The 22,012-nt window shown below is 65.5% G+C and carries 12 protein-coding genes; 7 read left to right on the top strand and 5 right to left on the bottom strand.

Annotation, left to right across the window (positions count from 1 at the left end; all coding sequences use genetic code 11):
• Window positions 1-32 precede the first annotated feature (32 nt).
• The 5 genes from OG410_RS06215 to OG410_RS06195 form a co-directional block, all read right to left on the bottom strand.
• Window positions 33-1,019 carry a hypothetical protein gene (locus tag OG410_RS06215; protein ID WP_329298200.1) on the bottom strand — a complete coding sequence of 329 codons (987 nt, stop codon included), beginning with the start codon at window positions 1,017-1,019 and terminating at the stop codon, window positions 33-35.
• A gap of 165 nt (window positions 1,020-1,184) precedes the next feature.
• Window positions 1,185-2,426: a cytochrome P450 gene (locus tag OG410_RS06210; RefSeq protein ID WP_329298199.1), complete on the bottom strand. Its 1,242-nt coding sequence runs from the start codon at window positions 2,424-2,426 to the stop codon at window positions 1,185-1,187.
• Window positions 2,427-2,455: 29 nt separating this feature from the next.
• On the bottom strand, window positions 2,456-3,796 hold the full coding sequence (locus tag OG410_RS06205) for an aminotransferase-like domain-containing protein (RefSeq protein WP_329298198.1): 1,341 nt from the start codon (window positions 3,794-3,796) through the stop codon (window positions 2,456-2,458).
• A 38-nt stretch (window positions 3,797-3,834) separates the two neighbouring features.
• A complete protein-coding gene (locus OG410_RS06200; protein WP_329298197.1) occupies window positions 3,835-5,133 on the bottom strand; it encodes an MFS transporter in 1,299 nt (432 codons plus the stop codon).
• 116 nt (window positions 5,134-5,249) lie between these two features.
• Entirely contained in the window at window positions 5,250-14,132 is an 8,883-nt protein-coding gene (locus OG410_RS06195; RefSeq protein ID WP_329298196.1) for a non-ribosomal peptide synthetase, read from the bottom strand.
• Window positions 14,133-14,741: 609 nt separating this feature from the next.
• Between OG410_RS06195 and OG410_RS06190 the strand changes: the two genes are divergently transcribed.
• The 7 genes from OG410_RS06190 (at window position 14,742) to dmpG (ending at window position 21,982) form a co-directional block, all read left to right on the top strand.
• Entirely contained in the window at window positions 14,742-14,954 is a 213-nt protein-coding gene (locus tag OG410_RS06190) for an MbtH family protein (RefSeq protein ID WP_329298195.1), read from the top strand.
• Between the two features lie 60 nt (window positions 14,955-15,014).
• Window positions 15,015-16,097 (top strand): 4-hydroxyphenylpyruvate dioxygenase, encoded by a 1,083-nt coding sequence (hppD, locus tag OG410_RS06185; RefSeq protein ID WP_329298194.1) that lies wholly within the window; start codon window positions 15,015-15,017, stop codon window positions 16,095-16,097.
• Window positions 16,097-17,224 (top strand): alpha-hydroxy acid oxidase, encoded by a 1,128-nt coding sequence (locus OG410_RS06180; RefSeq protein WP_329298193.1) that lies wholly within the window; start codon window positions 16,097-16,099, stop codon window positions 17,222-17,224. The genes hppD and OG410_RS06180 overlap by 1 nt, the downstream gene beginning before the upstream one ends.
• Window positions 17,225-17,272: 48 nt before the next feature.
• Complete coding sequence (locus OG410_RS06175) at window positions 17,273-18,760, top strand: tryptophan 7-halogenase (RefSeq protein ID WP_329298192.1); 1,488 nt, start codon at window positions 17,273-17,275, stop codon at window positions 18,758-18,760.
• A gap of 108 nt (window positions 18,761-18,868) precedes the next feature.
• On the top strand, window positions 18,869-20,050 hold the full coding sequence (locus OG410_RS06170; protein ID WP_329298191.1) for a prephenate dehydrogenase: 1,182 nt from the start codon (window positions 18,869-18,871) through the stop codon (window positions 20,048-20,050).
• A gap of 43 nt (window positions 20,051-20,093) precedes the next feature.
• Window positions 20,094-20,948, top strand: coding sequence for an acetaldehyde dehydrogenase (acetylating) (locus tag OG410_RS06165; RefSeq protein WP_329298190.1), 855 nt, complete (start codon window positions 20,094-20,096; stop codon window positions 20,946-20,948).
• Window positions 20,945-21,982 carry a 4-hydroxy-2-oxovalerate aldolase gene (gene dmpG / locus OG410_RS06160; RefSeq protein WP_329298189.1) on the top strand — a complete coding sequence of 346 codons (1,038 nt, stop codon included), beginning with the start codon at window positions 20,945-20,947 and terminating at the stop codon, window positions 21,980-21,982. Before OG410_RS06165 ends, dmpG begins: the two co-directional genes overlap by 4 nt.
• Window positions 21,983-22,012 lie beyond the last annotated feature (30 nt).

The raw sequence follows: 22,012 nt of genomic DNA, 5'->3' as shown, positions 1-22,012 counted from the left end.
CCCGCGAAGGCACGCGGCAAGGTATTACCGAACTACTCCGCCGGTCGGTCCGGCGTGGCGGCGCCCAGTCGTCGGTCGCGGAATCGCTGGAGAACCTCCACCGCAGGAACCCTGGAGCCGGGCGTGCGGAGACTCGATTCGCGATCGCCGCCGAACCTCGAGCAGACCGAGATGTGTGCGTCGTAGGCCGTCGACATCGCTTCGAGCAGCAGCCTGTAGGACTTGTCGACGGCTGGAGCGGGCGACGCGACCAACGGCTTGACCCGATGGAGCAACTTGAGCAGTATCCGGTGATCGCGCAACTGGAGACCGCTGAACTTGGCATTGATGTGCGGTGGCATCATCGCAGGACGTACCGCATCCGCGTAATGCATGGCGGTGAAGTCGCCGGCATACCGCAGCGATGCGCCGGACCCGATCATCAGTGCGGTGGCGTCCTCAAGCAGTCGGCAGGCGCTGTCGATATCATCCGGATCGTCCTTGAGGAATTCCTCAAGACAGCCGACCGATACGATCAGCGCCTGGATGAGCGCGAAGAACACTTGATGACCGAGACGCCAGCGAATCAGGGGACCGCCTTGCACATCGCCGGTTCTCGTGTCCGTGCCCTGCGTGTGAGCGCGAGCTGCGTTCTCGAACGGCGTGCCTGCCACTCCGATACGCCACAACATGTGGAAAGTGGTCCAGAATGCCTCACGCAGTTCGGCTCGTTCACCGCTGCTGAGGCTTATCCCGGCTGACAGGGCATCGCTCAGCTGGCTGCGGAGGGATTCGAGCATTGTGTAAGCGAACGTCTCCACCGAGTTCCCGGTGACCCTGATCGCGCCGAAGAACAGGTCATGTTCCTCGTAGAGGTCCTCCGGCAGGGCTTTTCGCTCCGCATCGGTGTACTTGGTGGCAGCGGCCGGTGAGGTCAAGCAGGCCAGGGCGGCGTCGACCGCGGCCAATGCGCGTCGGTCGGTGTCCTGTGACGTTATGCCGATGACGGTCCGCAGGGCGTCCGCGGTGCGCTGGTTCATCGTGCCTGTGATGGCACCTCTTGAGGCGGGGAGCTGCTCCGCCTTCAACAGGTGAAGGGGTGGGACATCCGCATATCGGGCCTGTATGTCAACCTCAATCACTTCGTGAACTCCTTCGAGTCGAACTGAGTATGCGCGATTCGGCATGCCTGGAAAGGAAGCCCACTATTCCGTAGTGGATCGGCTGGGAATGAGGGAGACCGGTAGGCTGCTGTACCCGCGGAGGAACGTCGAGTAGAGCGCTTTGGGGTCTCCCATGAGCTCGATCCGGTCCACCTTGCTGATGAGGGTCTTCAGTACGGCAGCGATTTCGGCTCGCCCGAGGTACGACCCGAAGCAGAAGTGGGGTCCGAAACCGAAGCCCAGGTGCTTGTTGGGAGTCCTTGCCAGGTCGAAACTGTGCGGGTCCGAGAAGACGCTTTCGTCGCGGTTCGCGGAAGTGATCCAGAGGATGACGTGGTCACCTTCGCGGATTGTCCGGCCGCCTATGGTGACTTCGGCCGTCGCGGTCCGCCCTATGTGCATCGCCGGCGTCGTCCAGCGCACGATCTCCTCGACCGCGCCGGCAATCGAAACGCGGCCCTCCTTCAACGCCAGCCACTGATCGGGGTGCTGGGCGAAGGCGAGCAGGGCGCCGACCATGGCCAGGCGACTGGTGTGATCTCCCGCGAGGATGAACCCGTAGCAGTTGACGACCACTTCGTCGTCGGTCATCGGCTCACCGTCGATCCGGCAGGTGGCCATCGCGCTGATCAGATCGTCCTGCGGGTCTTCGCGGCGAGCCTCGATGATCTCCTGGGAATAGATGAGGAGTTCGTTGCGGGAGAGCCAGACGTCCTCTTCGGTCTGCCCCTCGTCGTCCGCGCTGACCGCCTCCCGGCTCAGGTCGAGCACGTACTTGTGATCCTTCGACGGAAAGCCCAGCAGATCGCAGATCGTCCCCATGGGGACCACTTCCGCGACCTCCTTGGCGAAGTCGAAGGTCCCGGTACCGACGGCGTGGCCGAGGATCTGGTCGACCCGCTGCTGCAGTTTGTCCGTCACCCCTTTGCGGATCCGGGGACTGAACGCCTTCAGCAGGATCGTCCGCATGGAGTTGTGGCGCGGCGCGTCGGTAAGCGCCAGGATCTTGCCGGCCGCCGGATCCCCTCCGGGCTTGTGCAGCGAGGACATCATGTTCCCGGGCTGCGAGCTGAATCGCTCGGGGTCCTGCAGAACGGCCATGACGTCCGCGTGGCGGGAGACCACCCAAAATTCGGACCCGCGTTCCGTGGCCGGGTGCAGATATACGGGCTGCTCGGTCCGGACGCGCCGCCAGAAATCTTCCATGTCGGTATGCAGGAAGGTGGACGGGTCCGTGAGGTCCACCCTGTTGAGATCGTCGGCGAGTATGCCTTTGTTCGGCATGGAAATCCCCTGGCCTTCAGAGTAGGTGACTACTGCGTAGATATTTCCTTGCCGGAAAGATCGGCGATCAGCATCGCCAGTCGATCCAGTGCCGCTTCCATCTCGTCTGGCGACACCACGCTCACCGACAGGCGTAGCTGATTCTCGCCGCCATGGCCGTCGTAGAAATGGCTCATGGGTGTCCACAGCACGCCGTACTTACTGGCCCCATATTCCAGTGCGGTGTCATCGGCAATAAACGGAACAGTGACCACCACGAAAAATCCACCACCGGGTGTATTCCATGAGACCTGGTGATCCCCGCCCTGGGGGAACCGTCGGCTCATCCCCTCCAGCAGCAGCCGCAGATTTCGGCTGTAGAGCTGTATTTCTCTGGTATTTGCCTTGACCAGACTGCAGTCGTGCTCCAGCAGCTTGCCGCCCGCAATGGCCTGAGCCAGGGGCGAGGTGTTGACGGTGAGCATGCTTTTGATCTTGGACAGCTCGTCCGCGAACAGTGTGGAGCCTCCATCCGCACCAGCCACGCGCTGATCCGCGACCACAAAGCCAACCCTGGCTCCGGGAAAGCAGGTCTTGGCGAGCGAACCGAGATAGATGACCCGCCGCGAAGTGTCGAGAGCCTTGAGGGTGGGCAAGCGCTGACCGTCTTCGGCCTGGAACAACCCATATGGGTTGTCCTCGAGGATCAGCAGATCGTGCTCCGCCGCGATGGCGAGCAATTTCTTCCTGGCCTCCAGGTCGAGGCTGGCGCCGGAGGGATTGGCGAAGTCCGGGACGAGATAGAAGGCCCGTGGCCGCTTCCCCGCGGCGCGAGCCGCCTCGATCTGCTCGACCAAGTGGCCGAGGTCAACGCCGTCCTCGTTCTCCCGCACCGGCCAGAGGGGCATGTCCACCAGCCTCGCGGCACCAGCCAGTCCGACGTAGCCCGGCGAAACCGTCAGTACGACGTCACGCTCGTCCATGCGAAGCGCCCGGAGCACCAGGAACATCGCCTCCTGGCAGCCGACCGTGACGACGATCGACTCCGGGTCGACGTCGATGCCCTCGTCACAGCCGAGATTCCGGGCGAGCAACTCGTGAATGACGCCCTTGGTCCGGCCGTACTGGAAGAGGGTGCGGCGTATGTGTTCGGCGCCCGCACCCATCTCGGCCGTCAGATAGTCGCAGAAGATCTGCAGATATCGAGGAAGATCGTCGACGTCGAAGAAATCTTCACTGGGCCGGCCGGCAGCGAGCGAAATGGCCTCCGGGAAGCGGCCGGCCACTTCGTTCAAGAAGTTCATGGAGGCGAGCGCCGGATCCCGGAGCGCTGCATGCAGTCGATCCGTGCTCAGGTCGGCGGTCAGGAGTTCCACTCCGCTGTCGTTCATGCAACCTCGCTTTCCTAGGAGGAACAGTGGTCTCGCGACTACTTCGACGCGGCCTGGTTCGATGGGGTGGCGGTGGCTTCTTCCGGTGTTTGCGTGGTGGTGGTTTTTGTGGTGGTGGCTTCTTCTGTGGCTTCTTCTGTGGCTTCTTGGATGGCGCGGTTGCTGAGTGCGGGCAGGCTGAGCAGGGCCACCAGGACCATGAGGAGGCCGCCCATGATGAAGGGCGTCCGCAGGCTGATCGCGCCCGCGAGGTAGCCTCCGAGAACGCCTCCGAAGGGTGCGCCCATGAGGGAGATCAGCCGGCTTGCGGAAAGTACTCGTCCACGGATTTCCGCCGGTGCGAGGCGCTGGCGCAGCGAACCGACGATGACGATCTGGACGCTCATCGAGAATCCGATGGTGGCCATCATCGCGCCGGCGACCCAGGGGTTCGTGGTCAGGCCGAGTCCGACGACGGCCAGTCCTTCGACGGACATGCCGATGCATCGCATGCTGCCCACTTGGATCTTCTTGGAGATCGAAGTGGACATGAAGCTTCCGATGAAGGCACCGACGGCGGTGGAGCTCAGCAGCAGGCCGTAGCCGATGTCACCGAGTCCGAGCTGGCCCTTGGCCAGCAGGACCAGCAGTGACATTTTGGCGGTGAAGACGAGGTTGCCGATGGCGGCGGTGCCGGCCAGTGCTCGGAGCACTCGGTGTTTGAGCAGCCAGCGCAGTCCTTCGGCGACCTCGGCGCGCAGGCTTGTGCGGGTCGGTTCGCCGGTCGGCGCGTTGCCGAAGTCGCCTTTCAGGGACCCGACGCATACGGCGCTGACCAGGAAGGAGAACGCGTTGCCCAGAAACGGCAGGAACTGTGACAGGGAGAAGAGGACTCCGCCGAGCGGGGGGCCGGCGAGCTGTTCGCCGTTGATCTGTGCCGCGGAGATCCGGCTGTTGGCCCGGATGAGCGACTGGTCCCCGGAGACGACCACCGGCATGACGGCCTGTGCGGAGATGTCGAAGAAGATGTCTCCGCAGCCCAGCGCGAATCCCGCCACTATCAGCAGGAAGATGTTTGCGTGATCGGTCAGTACGGCGACCGTGAGCAGGGCGAGGATGGCGAACCGGACGAGGTCCGCACGCAGCATCACCTTTCTCCGGTCCCACCGGTCCACCAGCGCTCCGGCCGGCAGACCGAGCAGGAACCACGGCAGAGTACCGACGGCGCCGACCGCACCGATGAGGAGCGGATCACTGGTCAGCTGGAATGCCAGCAGGGGCAGTGCGGCCATCTGAACGCCGTCGCCCAAGGACGAGGCGATCGCCGCCACCCACACCTTGTTGAAACTGCTCCCCAAGCGAGGCTGGGTCGCCTTCTCTTCACTGGTGACTTTCAACGATTCTCCCGAGAACGGAATTTTGGGACAGCTACGGTGAGACAGAAAGAGCACCCTGGACAGGGGGAAGGGAGAAGTCAGGCCTTGCCCTGTCTTCCCGCGCTAGCGGCCAGCTTTGCAGCCAATATCTGTCCTATTTCGGACAGCGGGCGGGGCTCGGCCATAGCCCCGTGCACGCAGTCGATGGCGTGTACTTCAACGCGTCCGTTCGTATGCGGAGACCAGACATCGGGAGCGAGTTCACTGCCCGCCTTGTCGGCAGTCGCGGCAAAGAACAGTATGTCGCCCATGAACTTGCCGACACTGATGTGATCGCTCAAGTTGGCGATATCCACGAAGACTTCGACCAGTGCCGAGAACCGATCCAAGCCAAGCCCAGCGAGAGGGCTTTCAGGCGATGTCGGGTCATGTCCGATGGACTCGGCGATGGCACTCAGTACCTCCGGGCTGTCGTACGACAACCGCTCGCTCTCCCAGCCGTCAGTGGGCAGGTAACTGTCCATCATGGCGAGCAGAGCGACTTCCTCGCCTTCCTCCTGTAGGCGGACCGCGACGGCGTGAGCCACAATGCCCCCGAAGGACCAGCCGAGGAGGGAGTACGGACCGGAAGGCTGAACTGTCCGTATCTCCTTCAGGTAGTCCTCGACCATCTCCTCCAAACCGGGTGCCGCGGCGTCCGGATCGCTGAACTTACGGGCCTGCAGGCCGTAAAGAGGCTGCTGACGGTCCAAATGGCGCAAGAGGCCGGAGTACGCCCAACTGAGCCCGATCGCCGGATGGATACAGAACAGCGGGTCGAGATCCCCTTCGGCGCGCAAGGGGAGCAGGACCCCGAACGAGTCCCCGGAAGAGCTCCCCGGAGTCCCGTCCAACTGCCGGACAAGGGTGGCGATGGTGGGGGTTTCGAAGAGGGCGGTTACCGGGAGTTCGACGTTCAGGGTGGTTCGTATGTGGCTGACCAGGCGGGTGGCGAGGAGGGAGTGTCCGCCGAGTGCGAAGAAGTTGTCGTCGATGCCGACTGTGGGTACGCCCAGGACGTCGGCGAACAGTGCGCACAGGGTTTCCTCTTGTGGGGTGCGCGGTCCGCGTCCGGTTCCGGCTGTGGGCAGGTCGGGGGCGGGCAGGGCGCGGTGGTCGATCTTGCCGTTGGTGGTCAGCGGGAGCCGGTCGAGGACCATGAACGCGGAGGGGACCATGTATTCCGGCAGCAGGCCGGCCGCGTGTGCGCGCAGGGCCTCGGTGTCCACCCCGTGGTGGCCCGGCTCGGCGACCACATAACCCACCAGGCGTTTGTCGCCCGGCTGGTCCTCGCGGGCTGTGACCGCGACCTGGGAGAGCCCGGGGTAGCGGCCCAGTACGGCTTCGATCTCGCCGAGTTCGATGCGGAAGCCGCGGATCTTGACCTGGTCGTCGGCCCGGCCGACGAATTCCAGGAGGCCCTGGCCGGACCAGCGGGCCAGGTCGCCGGTGCGGTACATGCGGCTGCCGGCCGGGCCGAAGGGATCGGCCACGAACCGCTCGGCCGTCAGGTCCGCACGCCCGAAGTAGCCCCGGGCCAGTCCCGCGCCTGCCAGATACAGTTCCCCGCTCACTCCTGCCGGGGCCAGTGTCAGGTTCTCGTCGAGGATGTAGGCGCGCATGCCGTCCAGCGGGCGTCCGACCGGTATCGGTGCGGGCACTTCGTCGGCCGTGGTCCAGGGGGCCTGGGTGGCGAACAGGGTGGTCTCGGTCGGGCCGTAGGCGCAGCGCACGACGGTGTCGGGGCAGTGTTCCAGCACCCGGCGTACCGCGGTCGGGGAGATCAGGTCACCGCCGGTGATCACCTCGCGTACACCCGCGAAGCAGTCCGGGTCCTCCTCGGCCATCACCCGGAACAGACCCGCGGTGATGTCCAGGCCGGTGATCTCCTCCTCGACGATCAGCCGGGCCAGCTCGGCGACCCCCAGTTCGCCTTCCGGGGTGATGACGGTGCGCCCGCCGTGCAGCAGCGGTACCCAGAAGGCGTAGGTCGAGGGGTCGAAGGCGTACGAGGCCAGCAGCAGCACCCGTTCGTGCGCGCCCGCCCCGAACATCCCGTCCACGACCAGGTCGAGGATGTCGCGGTGGGTGACCGCCACCCCCTTGGGACGCCCCGTCGAACCCGACGTGTACATCACGTACGCGAGCTGCTCGGGCCGGCACTCCACACCCGTCTCACCGACCGGCAGCCCCGCCAGCTCCTCATCCTCGTCCACCACCACGTGCACAGGAGCAGCAGGCACGCCACGGCCACGCATCGCCCGGTCGGTCAGCAGTACCGGCGCGGACGTCTCGTCCACGATCCACTGCATCCGCTCCAGCGGATACCCGCTGTGCAACGGCAGATAGAACGCCCCGGCCTTGAGCACCGCGAGCAGCGCGACCACCAGATCAACCGAACGCTCCATCAGCACCGCAACCGGCGCCTCCGGCCCCACTCCCAGGCCCACCAGCCGGTGCGCCAGCTGATTCGCCCGCTCGTCCAACTCCCGGTACGTCAGCTCCCGTCCAGCACACCGCACCGCCACCGCACCCGGGGACCGCAGCGCCTGAGCCGCAAAAGCCGCCGGCACCGAACCAGCCCCGAGCCCCTCACCAGACTCCGCCCCAGCCGACAAACCCAACAACCGAACGCGTTCTGTCTCCGACAGAATTTCCGCTTCACCGATCCGGCGGTCGGGAGCGGCGCTGAGCTGTGTCAGCACCCGTACCAGCTGGGCCACCATCCGTTCGGCAGTGCCCTTCTGGAAGACGTCGGTGTTGTACTCCAGCATTCCGTCGAGCCCGGCCGGACGGTTGTCGGCCTCGTAGTGCTCGTTGAGGATGAAGCCGAGATCAAACTTGGCCGTACGGGTACTGAATACCTCCTCGGCTTCAGTCACCACGCCGGGCAGCGAGAACTCGTATCCACCGGTGTTCTGCAGGACGACCATGACCTGGAAGAGCGGGTGCCAGGACAGTGAGCGAGTCGGATTGACGGCCTCGACCACACGCTCGAACGGAACGTCCTGGTGCATGTAGGAGGTCAGGGCGGTCTTGCGGACCTGCTCCAGAAGTTCTCGGAACGTCGGGTTCCCTGAGGTGTCGGTCCGCAACACGAGCGTATTGAGGAAGAGACCGACCAGATCGTCGAGGGCCTCGTCGGTGCGTCCTGCGCTCGGGGTGCCGATCGGGATGTCCGACCCCGCGCCCAATCGGCTCAGCAGGGTGGCGACAGCGGCCTGGAGCACCATGAACACCGTGGTGTTCGTGTCCCTGGCCAGGTCGATGAGCGTGCGGTGCAGCTCGGGGCCGATCCGGACCGGAACCATGTCGCCGCGGTAGCTGGCCACCGTCGGCCGGGGGCGGTCGAAAGGCAGCTCAAGTCGGTCCGGGCTGCCCTCCAACTCGGCTGTCCAGTAGGCCAGTTGCTTGCGCACCAGGGAGTCGGGGTCTTCTTCCGCGCCGAGGAGCTGTCGCTGCCACAGGGTGTAGTCCGCGTACTGCACCGGGAGCGCGGGCCATGTCGGTGCCTGACCCTGGAGGCGGGCATGGAACGCGGTCTCCAGATCGCGTCCGAGAGGCCCCATCGAAGCGCCGTCGCTCGCGATGTGGTGCATGAGCAGCAGCAGTACCCGCTTCTTCGGGCTGATGGTGAACAGCGTTGCTCGCAGGGGCGGTTCGGCGGACAGGTCGAAGACGTACTGCCCGGCCGTCCGCAGGGTCGCATTGATCTCCTTTTCGCCACAGCTGACGTGGTGCAGTTTCAGGTCGACGGCGTCCGCTGCCAGCACTGTCTGGGCCGGGGTTCCGTCGATCTCCCGGAAGACCGTCCGCAGGCTCTCGTGCCGTACCACCACATCGTTCAATGCCTGTTCGAGGACATCCGCGTCCAGGTCTCCGGTGATCCGGAACGCCACCGGAACGTTGTACGTGGCACTCGGCCCTTCCAGCTTGTTCAGGAACCACAGCCGGTTCTGCGCCGGCGACAGCGGAACCGGCTCCGGACGCTCCACCGCCGTCAACGCGGGCCTGGCCGAATCCGCCTCCGCGACCCGACTCGTCAACGCCGCAACCGTGGGAGCCTCGAACAAGGTCCGCACCGGCAACTCGACACCCAGGACCGACCTGATCCGGCTGACCACCCGGGTCGCCAGCAGAGAATGCCCGCCCAACTCGAAGAAACTGTCGTCGATACCCACCGTCGGCACGCCCAGGATCTCCGCGAAGAGCCCGCACAGGATCTCCTCCTGCGGAGTCCGCGGACCCCGACCGCCCACCTCCGTTTCAAACACGGGCGCAGGCAGAGCCCGCCGGTCCAGCTTGCCGTTCGTCGTCAACGGCAAACGGTCCAGCACCACGAACGCCGAAGGAACCATGAACTCCGGCAACAGCCCACCCACATGAGCACGCAAGGCGTCCGCGTCCGCCCCATCGCTCCCGGCTTCAGCGACCACATAGGCCACCAGACGCTTGTCACCCGGCCGGTCCTCCCGCACCACGACCGCAACCTGTGACACCGCCGGGTGACGACCCAGCACCGCATCGATCTCGCCCAGCTCGATGCGGAAGCCGCGGATCTTCACCTGGTCATCGACCCGGCCGACGAACTCAAGCTGGCCGTCACCTCGCCACCGCACCAGGTCACCGGTGCGGTACATCCGGCCTCCGGCCGGTCCGAAGGGGTCGGCCACGAACCGCTCCGCCGTCAGTCCCGGGCGACGCAGGTACCCCCGGGCCACGCCCGCGCCCGCGATGTACAACTCTCCCGGCACCCCTCGCGGAGCCAGCCGCAGATGCTCGTCCAGGACGTACGCTCGGGTGCCCCTCACCGGGGCTCCGATGGGGGTGGACGCGGACGGATCGGTGCCGGACAGCGGCTCGCTGGCCGTCGCCGAGATGGTCGACTCGGTGGGCCCGTAGAGATTCAGCATCCGCCGTCCGTCCGCCCAGCGCGCGGTCAGTGCCGGGGGACACGCCTCGCCGCCGACGCTCAGCACGCGCAGGGCGGGGAAGTGCCGTGCCGGCAGGGTGGCGAGCACGCTGGGCGGCATGTCGGCGCAGGAGATCCGGCGCTGCTCCAGATAGTCGCCGAGAGCGTCCCCGACCAGGGGGCCGGGCGGGGGGACGACAAGCGTCGCGCCGAAGCAGAACGCCCGGAGGAAGTCCTCGAAGGCCATGTCGAAGCTGATCGAGGCCAGCTGCAGGACACGGTCGTCCGGCCGGACCTGGTACTTCTCCGCCACTGTGGCGGCCAGCGCGCAGATGCCGCGATGGGTGACGGCCACGCCCTTGGGCGTACCGGTGGAGCCCGATGTGTAGACGGTGTATGCCAGGTCGTCGGGCCGGAGCCGAGCGGTCCGCTCGGCATCCGTGGGGTCGGAACCGTCGAGTCCGGCCAGGGCCACAGGGTCGTCGAGGACCAGGGTGGCCGGGCCGCCCTGCGGGAGCCGCGCGGCCACCGCTCGGCTGGTGAGCACGCGGACCGGGGCGGCGTCCTCAAGCATGAACGCGATGCGGTCCGCCGGGTACTCCGGATCGACGGGGAGGAAGGCGGCGCCGGCCTTCAGGATGCCCAGCAGTGCCGCCACCATCTCCACCGACCTGGGCACGGCCAGCGCCACCAGTTGCTCGGGGCCGACGCCCTGCCGGATCAGCCGGCGGGCCACTTGGTTGGCCCGCGTGTTCAGCTCGGCATAGGTGAGTACGGTGCCTTCGTGCTCCAGCGCCGGTGCGTCGGGGCGGAGCGCTGCCTGCTCCTGGAACAGGTCGGTGAAGAACCGGTGCTCAGGGGCCGGGCCCCCTGTTCCCTCGGCGAGCAGCTCGCTCTGCTCGGTCGGGGAGAGCAGTTCGGCGGTGCTGATCGGCAGGTCGGGGCGCTCGGCGACGGCAGCCAGCAGGAGGCGTAGACCCTCGATGAACCGCTCCGCGGTGCTCACGTCGGACAGGTCGGTACGGTACTCCAGGAAGCCGTCGAGCCCCGCGGGTTCTCCGGCGCCGTCTGTGACCTCGTAGAAGTTGAAGGTGAGATCGAAGCTGGTCACGTCTTTGGTGAGGTCTTCGGCGACGGCCGAGAGACCGGGCAGTTCGAACGCGGGGGCCGCGTTGCTGTGCATCACCAGCATGACCTGGAACAGGGGATTGCGGGCCAGCGACCGCTCCGGGTTGAGGATCTCCACCAGTCGTTCGAACGGTACGTCCTGGTGGGAGTAGGCGGCCAGGTCGGTCTCGCGGGTCCGGGCGAGCAGTTCTCGGAACGTCGGGTTCCCTGAGGTGTCGTTCCGCAGGACCAGGGTGTTGACGAAGAAGCCGACGAGGTCGTCGAGTGCTTCGTCGGTGCGTCCCGCGACCGGGGTTCCCAGCGGGATGTCGGATCCCGCGCCCAGTCGGCTCAGCAGGGTGGCGAGAGCGGCCTGGAGCACCATGAACAGCGTGGTGTTCGTCTCTTGGGCCAGGCCGATCAGCGCACGGTGCAGCTCGACGTCGATCCTGATCGGGACGGTGTCACCACGGTAGTCGGCCACCTTCGGCCGAGGACGGTCGAAGGGCAGCTCGAGCTGGTCGGGAATTCCGTCCAAGGCGGTTTTCCAGAAGCCCAGTTGCCTGCTCACCAGAGAGCTGGGATCGTCTTCCGCGCCGAGGAGCTCGCGCTGCCACAACGTGAAGTCGGCGTACTGCACGGGCAACGGTGACCAGCTCGGCGCCGTACCCGCGCACCGTGCGGCGTAGGCAAGGCTGATGTCACGGGCCAGCGGGGCCAGCGACCAGCCGTCGTTTCCGATGTGATGCTGGACCAGGAGCAGGACGTGGTGGTCCGGGCCGGTGGCGAACAGGCTGGCCCGCAGCGGCAGATCGACAGTGACATCGAAGGCGGTGTTGCCGGCGGCTCGAAGTGCCTCGTCCAGGTCCGCTGCCTCGACCTCCACCACAGGCAGCTCGGGGCGGACCTGGTCGGGCTCCAGAATGAGTTGCTGAGGCTCCCCGTCGACCTCCGGGAACACCGTCCGCAAGGTCTCGTGCCGGCCGATCACGTCGGCAATCGCCGCTTCCAGAGCTGCTCGATCGAGATTCCCTGAAAGTCGGACTGCGAGCGGCAGGACGTAAGTGGCGCTCGCCCTTTCCAGTTTGTTGAGGAACCAGAGGCGGTTCTGCGCGGGTGACAGCGGGATCCGCGCCGGGCGCTCCATCGCGGTCAGTGCGAGCCTGGCCGAGTCCGCTTCCGCGAGCCGGTCGGTGAGGGCGGCGACGGTGGGGGCCTCGAAGAGGGTTCGTACCGCAAGTTCGATGCCCAGGGTCGATCGGATGCGGCTGGCCAGGCGGGTGGCGAGCAGGGAGTGGCCGCCCAACTCGAAGAAGCTGTCGTCGATGCCGACCGTGGGTACGCCCAGTACCTCGGCGAACAGTCCGCAGAGGATCTCTTCCCGCGGGGTCCGCGGACCGCGCCCGGCTCCGGCCTTCGTCGGCATGTCCGGGGCGGGCAGGGCGCGGTGGTCGATCTTGCCGTTGGTGGTCAGCGGGAGCCGGTCGAGGATCACGAACGCGGAGGGGACCATGTACTCCGGCAGCAGACCGGCCGCGTGCGCGCGCAGGGCCTCGGTGCCCAGGGTGTCGTTGCCGGTCTCGGCGACGACGTAGGCCGCGAGGCGTTTGTCGCCCGGCTGGTCCTCGCGGGCTGTGACCGCGACCTGGGACACCCCCGGGACACGGCCCAGTACGGCTTCGATCTCGCCGAGTTCGATGCGGAAGCCGCGGATCTTGACCTGGTCGTCGGCCCGGCCGACGAATTCCAGGAGGCCCTGGCCGGACCAGCGGGCCAGGTCGCCGGTGCGGTACATGCGGCTGCCGGCCGGGCCGAAGGGATCGGCCACGAACCGCTCGGCCGTCAGGTCCGCACGCCCGAAGTAGCCCCGGGCCAACCCCGCACCCGCCAGATACAGTTCGGCGGTGGCTCCTGCCGGAACCGTCTGCAGGTTGCCATCCAGGATGTAGGCGCGCATGCCGTCGAGCGGACGCCCGACCGGTATCGGCGCCGGCACATCGTCGGCCGTGGTCCAGGGGGCCTGGGTGGCGAACAGCGTGGTCTCGGTCGGACCGTACGTCGACCGCACGACGGTGTCGGGGCAGTGCTCCAGTACCCGCTGCACCGCGGTCGGGGAGATCACGTCACCGCCGGTGATCACCTCCCGCACACCCGCGAAACAGCCCGGGTCCTCCTCCGCCATCACCCGGAACAGACCCGCCGTCACCTGAAGCCCGGTGATCGCCTCCTCAGCGATCAGCCGGGCCAGCGTCGCCACACTCAGATCATCTCCAGGCGTCACAACCGTCCGCCCGCCGTGCAGCAGCGGCACCCACAGTTCGTAGGTCGAGGGATCGAAGGCGTACGGAGCCACCATCAGGACCCGCTCGTGCGCACCCGCCCCGAACATCCCGTCCACGACCAGGTCGAGGATGTCGCGGTGGGTGACCGCCACCCCCTTGGGACGCCCCGTCGAACCCGACGTGTACATCACGTACGCGAGCTGCTCGGGCCGGCACTCCACACCCGTCTCACCGACCGGCAGCCCCGCCAGCTGCACATCCTCGTCCACCACCACCAGGGCAGCACCGCCGGGCAGACCACGCTCACGCATCACCCGGTCGGCCAGCAGCACCGGCGCGGACGTCTCGTCCACGATCCACTGCATCCGCTCCAGCGGATAACCACTGTGCAACGGCAGATAGAACGCCCCGGCCTTGAGCACCGCGAGCAGCGCGACCACCAGATCAACCGAACGCTCCATCAGCACCGCAACCGGCGCCTCCGGCCCCACCCCCAGACCCACCAGCCGGTGCGCCAGCTGATTCGCCCGCTCGTCCAACTCCCGGTACGTCAGCTCCCGTCCAGCACACCGCACCGCCACCGCACCCGGGGACCGCAGCGCCTGAGCCGCAAAAGCCGCCGGCACCGATACATCGATCATCGCCACATTCGACTCAGATGACCGATCCTCGACAAAATCAACAGCATCTGCAGCATGCATTGCCAATCACCCTCTTTCGGTGTTGAGACCGCGCGAAGTTCAGCGGGACCAGCGACGCGGATGATCGTTGCGGAATGGAAGGCCCCGGATGGCGCATGATCGTTACGGAACGGAAGGCTTCGGATAGCGCGTGATTGCCGTGGAATGGTTATTCCGGCACGTCCGCAGTCACATTAGGCGAGTGGCCACGGGCGGTCACCCCTCGATCCGGTTGGGAAGCCTGGATCTCAAGCGATCCTGAATCGTACTTCGAGTGCGGACGGTTTCCTTGAATTCGGATCCAGATCCGCTTGAGGATCAGTCCGGTTCCCTGCGGCCTATCGGGTGGAGGGATATCGTGCCGCCATTGGCTCGTCCAGGAGCTGCCCCGTAGAGATCAAGACAATGCCGTCGCGACGAATGGAAAACCGTCGCCCTGTCGGCCTGTTTCGCCGAAGAGTGGCGTAACAAGCCCCCGGACGGTGGGTACGTCTACCGCGATGTCGCGGCTCAGCCGGTCCCACACATCACCGAGCCCGTGCACCCGCAAGGAACAGAAGGAGCGAAGTCATGACCAACCCTTTCGAAAACCCCGAGGCGGAATACCTCGTACTGGTCAACGAAGAGAAGCAGTATTCGCTCTGGCCGAAGTTCGCTGAGGTGCCGGCCGGCTGGACCACCGTGCATGCGAATGACCGCGCATCGTGCATCGAGTACATCAACTCGAACTGGACGGAAATGCGGCCGCATAGCCTCGTGCAGCAGATGAATGCAACGGCGTGAACCCTGCCAGTCCTCACCAACCTCAGTTCCTGCACACAGTCAACCGAGCAGGTGAAGCAAATGGTGAATTCGAACGTGTCCATTTTCGATGAACTCTCCATTGACCATGTCGAGTTTTATGTACAAGACACGGCGGTGGCTGCAGCGCAGTTCATAGACAGCTATGGGTTCGAGATCTACGGAGCTTCCGAACCGGCAGAGTCTGCCGAGGTCATCCGTTCGGTGGCGCTCGGCAAGAATCAGATCCGGCTGGTGCTGACGATGGCGCAGGGTGCCGACCACCCTGCATCCGCATACGTCGAGCAGCACGGTGACGGGGTGGCCAATATCGCGCTTGCGACCTCCAACGCCACGGAGACATTCACCGAGGCGGTGCGCAGGGGCGCCGCAGCGGTGGCGGAACCGGCCGAGCGGGACGGGCTCATAACGGCCTCGATCAGAGGCTTCGGAGATGTGATTCACACCTTCGTGCAGCGCCCCGCCAGTAGCGATGCGCGGATACTTCCGGGTTTCTCGTCGGTTCCGCAAAAGGGTGCCCGGTTCGACAGCGGCCTGGGCGAGATAGACCACTTCGCCGTCTGTCTCGAAGCTGGGCAGCTCACGTCCACCGTGGAGTTCTACGAGAAGGTCCTGGACTTCCAGATGATCTTCGAGGAGCGCATCGTGGTGGGCAGTCAGGCAATGGATTCCAAGGTGGTCCAGAGTCGATCCGGCTCTGTCACGCTCACCTTGATCGAACCCGATACGTCGCTCGATCCGGGGCAGATAGACAAGTTTCTGAAGAATCACGATGGGGCTGGCGTCCAGCACATCGCGTTCACCGCAGACAGCATTGTGGAGTCAGTGGGCCTGCTCAAGTCAAAGGGTGTGTCCTTCCTGAGCACTCCGGATGCCTACTACCGGCTGCTGTCCGTGGATCTGGCCAAGCACTCTGTTTCCGAACTGCAAGAACTGGATGTCCTGGTCGACGAGGACCATGACGGCCAGTTGTTCCAGATCTTCACTGCCTCGGTCCACCCGCTCGGCACCTTCTTCATGGAGGTCATCGAGCGTCTGGGGGCTCGCACCTTCGGGAGCGGGAACATCAAGGCACTCTACGAAGCGGTCGAACGGCAGCGGGCCGAAGGGGAGGCTGAGAAGTAATGGCTCAGCAGTCCGGGGGACCGGTCGATACAGCGGGAACGCAGCCCGTGTGCGTGAAAGACCTGCAACAGTCGGCCGCCGCGCGGCTGGCGCCGGCGGTGTGGGATTTCATCGCCGGTGGCAGCGGCACGGAATCCACCCTGGACGCCAACCGTGCGGCTCTGGACAGCGTGTCACTCGTGCCCAGGGTGCTGGCAGGCGTCAAGAAGACCGACACCCGTGCGCAGCTTCTGGGCACTTCGGCAGCGCTGCCGCTCGCCGTCGCGCCGATGGCGTACCAGCGCCTGCTGCATCCAGAGGGCGATCTCGCAGCCGCAGAGGGCGCTTTGGCGGCGCAAGTGCCCTTTGTGGTCAGCACGATCAGCAGCCATTCGCTGGAGGAGATTGCCAAGGTCGGGGCAACCTTGTGGTTTCAGCTGTACTGGTTGCACGATCGCGGTCGCGTGGTCGAGCTGATCCGCCGCGCCGAGCAAGTCGGTTGCCAGGCATTGATGGTGACCGTGGATGTCCCGATCATGGGCCGGCGGCTACGCGACCTGCGAAACGAGTTCGCGCTTCCCTCCTGGATCCGTAGTGCCAACCTCGAGCCCGACGGCCCTTCCGCGGCGCATTCCCGCCGATCCGGAGAGTCGGCCGTGGCTGCTCACACGAAGATTGCCTTTGACTCCACGTTCGGCTGGTCCGACTTGGAATGGATCCGGGAGCAGACCCGACTTCCCTTGGTGATCAAAGGCGTCCTTGATCCCAGGGACGCGGAACAGGCCGTCCGACTCGGGGCCGACGCGGTGGTGGTTTCCAACCACGGTGGCCGGCAGTTGGACGGTGCGCTGCCCAGCATCACCGCTCTGCCGTGGGTGGTCGATGCGGTGGGCGGGCAGTGCCAGGTCCTTATGGACAGCGGTGTCCGCAGCGGCACCGACATCCTGCGAGCACTGGCGCTGGGCGCTGATGGGGTCCTGGTAGGGCGTCCGGTGTTGTGGGGGCTGAGTACGGCTGGGGCGCCGGGAGTCACTCAGGTGCTTTCGCTCCTGCGGACGGAACTTGAGGAGGCCCTCCTCCTGGCCGGCTGTGCCGACCTGGCCGCCGCACGCACCTTGCGCTCGTTTGTTTCCGGTAGTCGGGGCTGATACGGACATCTTTCATCCCCCTGAACACACTATTAAGGAGAAGGTGTCATGCAAGTCGAGGACCACGAGTTCGATGTCGTTGTCGTCGGTGGTGGGCCGGGTGGCTCTACCGTGTCCACCCTGGTGGCTATGCAGGGTCACCGTGTTCTTCTCCTGGAGAAGGAAGAGTTCCCCCGGTACCAGATCGGGGAGTCCCTGCTGCCTTCGACGGTGCATGGTGTCTGCAGACTCCTCGGCGTCTCGGACGAGTTGGAGAAGGCCGCGTTCATGCCCAAGCGTGGAGGCACCTTCCGATGGGGGAGCAGCCCCGAGCCGTGGACGTTCTCCTTCTCCGTTTCCTCGACCTTCTCGGGCCCGACCTCGCTGGCCTACCAGGTCGAGCGGATGAAGTTCGACCAGATTCTCCTGGACAACGCGCGTGACAAGGGAGTCGAGGTCCGCGAGAAGAGCTCAGTGGTGGATGTCATCGAGGAGGACGGCCGCGTCTGCGGGGTGCTCTACAGCGACGTTGACGGAGTCCGGCACGAGGTGCGCAGCCGCTTCGTCGTGGACGCCTCCGGCAACAAGAGCCGCATTCAGAGCCGGATCGGCGGTACACGGCATTACTCGGACTTCTTCCAGAACATCGCGCTCTTCGGCTACTTCGAGGGCGGGAAGCGGCTTCCTGCCCCCAACTCCGGCAATATTCTTTGCGCCGCCTTCAACTCCGGTTGGTTCTGGTACATCCCGCTCACCGATGAGCTCACCAGCGTCGGCGCGGTACTGCGGCGCGAGGCCCTGGAGCGAGTTCAGGGGGATCGGGAGAAGGCCCTGATGGGCCTGATCGATGAATGTCCGATCATCGCGGAATATCTGTCCGAGGCACGTCGGGTGGAGAGCGGTCCCTACGGCGAGGTCCGGGTCCGCAAGGACTACTCGTACTGCCAGGACACGTTCTGGCGCCCCGGCATGGTCCTGGTGGGCGATGCCGCATGCTTCATCGATCCGGTCTTCTCCTCCGGCGTGCACCTCGCCACCTACAGCGGTCTTCTGGCTGCTCGCTCCATCAACTCGTCGTTGAGCGGAGACTTCGAAGAGACGAAGTGCTTCGAGGAGTACGAAGTGCGGTACCGGAACGAGTACTCGCTCTTCCACGATTTCCTGGTGGCGTTCTACGACATGCACCAGGACGAGGATTCGTACTTCTGGACCGCCAAGAAGGTCATGAACAGCTCGGCGCCCGGACTCGAGTCCTTTGTCGAACTGGTCGGCGGTGGAGCTTCGCGCGAAGGCGGATTGGTCAACGCCGCCTCCTACACCGAACAGCGCGAGTCCAAGTTCCGGGAGTTCTCCGAGCTGGCCGACCGGCCCGCGGGCGAGAGCGGAACGGATCGCGACCTGTTCGACTCGACGCTTGTCCAGTCGGTCCTCGAAGAGGGGGCCAAGATCCAGGTCCATGCCGCGCTGGGAGACGTCGCCGACGACGAAGGCCCGATACGGGAAGGCGGTCTTGTGCCGTCCGCCGACGGAATGCGCTGGGCGGATTTCGGCTACTGACCTGATCCCGCGCTCGGGGTGCGGGCAGACCGGTGGCGTCGGCTGGGTGAGCCCTGCGGTGGCCGGCGGCCGCCCACAGGCTGAAGGGGGGTAACGATGATACGAACGATGGCTGTGGTCGGCACGGGCCTGATCGGCACCTCAATCGGCTTGGCTCTCAGTCGGCACGACATAACAGTGCATCTGCTCGACAAGGATGAAGTGGCCGCTCGCACGGCCGCCGCGTTGGGCGCGGGAGTGGTGGGCGCTTGGGACGAACCGGTCGACTTGGCAGTGATCGCGGTACCACCGAGCGCAGTTGGCGATGTGCTCGCGGAGATGCAGGCACGAGGGCTGGCCCGGAGCTACACCGACGTGGCCAGTGTGAAGGCGCAACTGGCACGAGACATCCGGAAGTCCGTGGACACCCCGTCCAGTTATGTAGGTGGACATCCTCTTGCCGGCCGTGAGCGATGCGGCCCGCTTGCCGCTCGCGCGGATCTGTTCGAGGACCGGGCCTGGGTCCTGACTCCTTCGGAGACGACTTCCCAGGACGCGGTGAACCGAGTGCTCGAAATGATCGCGCTGTGCGGGGCAGTTCCGGTGATCATGGAGAGTCGCGCGCACGACAACGCGGTGGCGTTGACATCGCATGCTCCTCATCTGGTGGCCAGTCTCATGGCCGCGCGACTTCAACACAGCTCGCGGGAGGCGTTTCGGCTCGCGGGGCAAGGCCTGCGCGACGTGACGCGGACAGCTGTCAGAGACACCGGGCTGTGGAGCGACATCCTGCAAGCCAACGCATCCGCTGTCGCCGGAGTGCTCCGGGAACTCAGCGACGATCTGACGACACTGCTGGCCACGCTCGACGACTTGTCCAGTGCACCGCAGGACATGAGGAGCCAGAGCCTGGAGCCGATGGTGGACCTGCTGAACAGGGGGGCTGCCGGCCTGGCGGCGATTCAGGGGCGGCAGGCCGCGGACAGGGAGACGCACGTAGAGGTTCTGGTCGCGGAGACTCCTGGGCAGTTGGTGCGTTTGCTGGACACTCTCAAGACATTCCACGTGGAGGCGGAGGACGTGGTGCCGCGGCACTCCGCGGAAGAAGGAACCTTCTCCATCACGTTCGCAGTGCCGGCGCCGCGGGCCGGCCGGATCGTCCTGGAGTTGGGCCGAGCCGGTTGGAACGCTGAATCCATCGACCCGGTCTCCGGCGCGAGGCAGCAGGAAATAGCACAGGCTCCCCGTACGCATCTCGTCGGCCGGACTCGGCCCGACGCTCACAGCATTGAGACTGCGGATAGAGGTTAGGTGAATGCACCCACAAAAAGGCTCCATTGCTGATCCTCTTCGTGTGGCTATCATAGGCACGGGAAATATTGGTTGCGACCTGCTGCTCAAGGTCATGGCCTCACCCCATCTCCGGTGCGACTCGTTCGCCGGCCGACGTGTCAGCTCTCCGGGTATAGAGCTCGCCGATTCTCGCGGGATCCCAACGACTGCCGGCGGGATCGACGCGGTTGCCGAGTTGGCGGACCGAATCGACGTGGTCTTCGACGCGACGTCGGCCCAGGACGCGGTGCACAACTGGAATATCCTCGAAGGTCTGGGCATTCCGGTCATCGACCTCACGCCGTCGCATCTCGGTAAATTCTGCGTTCCGGCCCTGAACCTCGAGGAGTGCCTCACCGAGCAGAACGTGAGCATGGTGACCTGTGGTGGACAAGCCGCAGTCCCCATCGCGCGCTGCTTCAGCGATGCTTCCGACGGCCTGGGATACCTGGAGATCGCCACAGCCAGCTCATCGGCGAGCGTCGGTCCTGCGACGAGGGCGAACATCGATGAATACGCCTTCACCACTCAGCATGCCACTCATGAGTTCTGCCGGGTGGACACGGCCAAGACCATTCTCGTCATCAACCCGGCGGAGCCGGGAATGGTGATGCGGAACACCATCGCCGTTCCGGCCTCCGAAAACGTCGACATGGAAGCGCTGCGCGTCTCGGTCGACAACATGGAGAAGCGGATCAATTCCTACGTCCCGGGCTATCGCGTTGTCGTCCCGCCGGTCGCCACCGGCGATCGCATCATGGTGACCATCGAAGTGGAAGGACTCGGTGACTGGTTGCCGCGCTACGCCGGGAATCTGGACGTCATCACCTGTGCGGCAGTGGCTGTTGCCGAGGGGCGAGCGGAGGCACGTCGATGAATACACCTGCCGAGCGACGGCTCAACATCTGTGACACGACCCTGCGGGACGGGAATCACGCCGTAGCGCATCAACTGGGTCACGCGGACATCGCCGCCTACGCCAAGGCCGCTGAGCTTGCGGGGGCCGACCTCCTCGAGGTCGGGCACGGCAATGGACTTGGCGCCTCGTCCATCCAGGTCGGACGTGCCGCGCTGACCGACAGGGAGATGCTCACGGCCGCGCGCGCCCAGTTGAAGCAGACACGGCTCGGCGTCCTGTCCATCCCCGGGTTCGCGACGGTCGAACGCGATCTGAAGCCGGCACTGGACTGCGGAGTCGACGAGGTCAGGGTCGGCGCTCACTGCACGGAAGCGGATGTGACCCGCCAGCAGATCACCATGCTCCGTGAGATGGGTGTCACGGTCAAAGGCATGCTGCTGATGAGCCACATGGCGTCGACCAAGACGCTCATCGAGCAGGCGCGGCTCATACAGGAGTACGGAGCACACGCGGTCATCCTGATGGACTCGGCAGGTGCGTACACTCCGGCCGCAGTTGATGAAAAGGTCGGCGCTCTCGTCGAGGAACTCGACATTGAGATCGGCTTCCACGGTCATAACAACCTCGGCCTTTCGGTGATGAACAGCATGGCCGCCGTCAAGGCCGGCGCGACCATCGTGGACGTGACGGCACGCGGCTTCGGCGCCGGGGCCGGTAACGCCCCGCTCGAACTGGTCGCCGCAAACCTGCACTTGGAACAGATAGAGACCAGGCTCCAGCTGTTCGCGGCACTTGACGCGGCCGATCTCGCGGAATCCACATTCGTCAAGCGCATTCCGACGAACGACAGCGTCACCATTGCGAGCGGCATCGCCGGTGTCTTCTCCGGATTCGCCGCGCCCACACGGCGCGCCGCGGAGCGCTTCCAGGTGGATCCACGGGAAATCCTGATGGAGCTGGGCCGTAGGGGAGTAGTAGCCGGCCAGGAGGACGCCATCATCGAAGTGGCGATGGGCCTCGCCCAGAAGAACTCCCTGTACGACGTAATTTGATGATCGTTCAGAACACTGAGGAGCAAAGGT

The organism is Streptomyces sp. NBC_00659, assembly GCF_036226925.1.
GTDB lineage: Bacteria > Actinomycetota > Actinomycetes > Streptomycetales > Streptomycetaceae > Streptomyces.
Note: the sequence above shows the minus strand (reverse complement) of the source record. Positions and strands in the feature narration are given on the sequence as shown.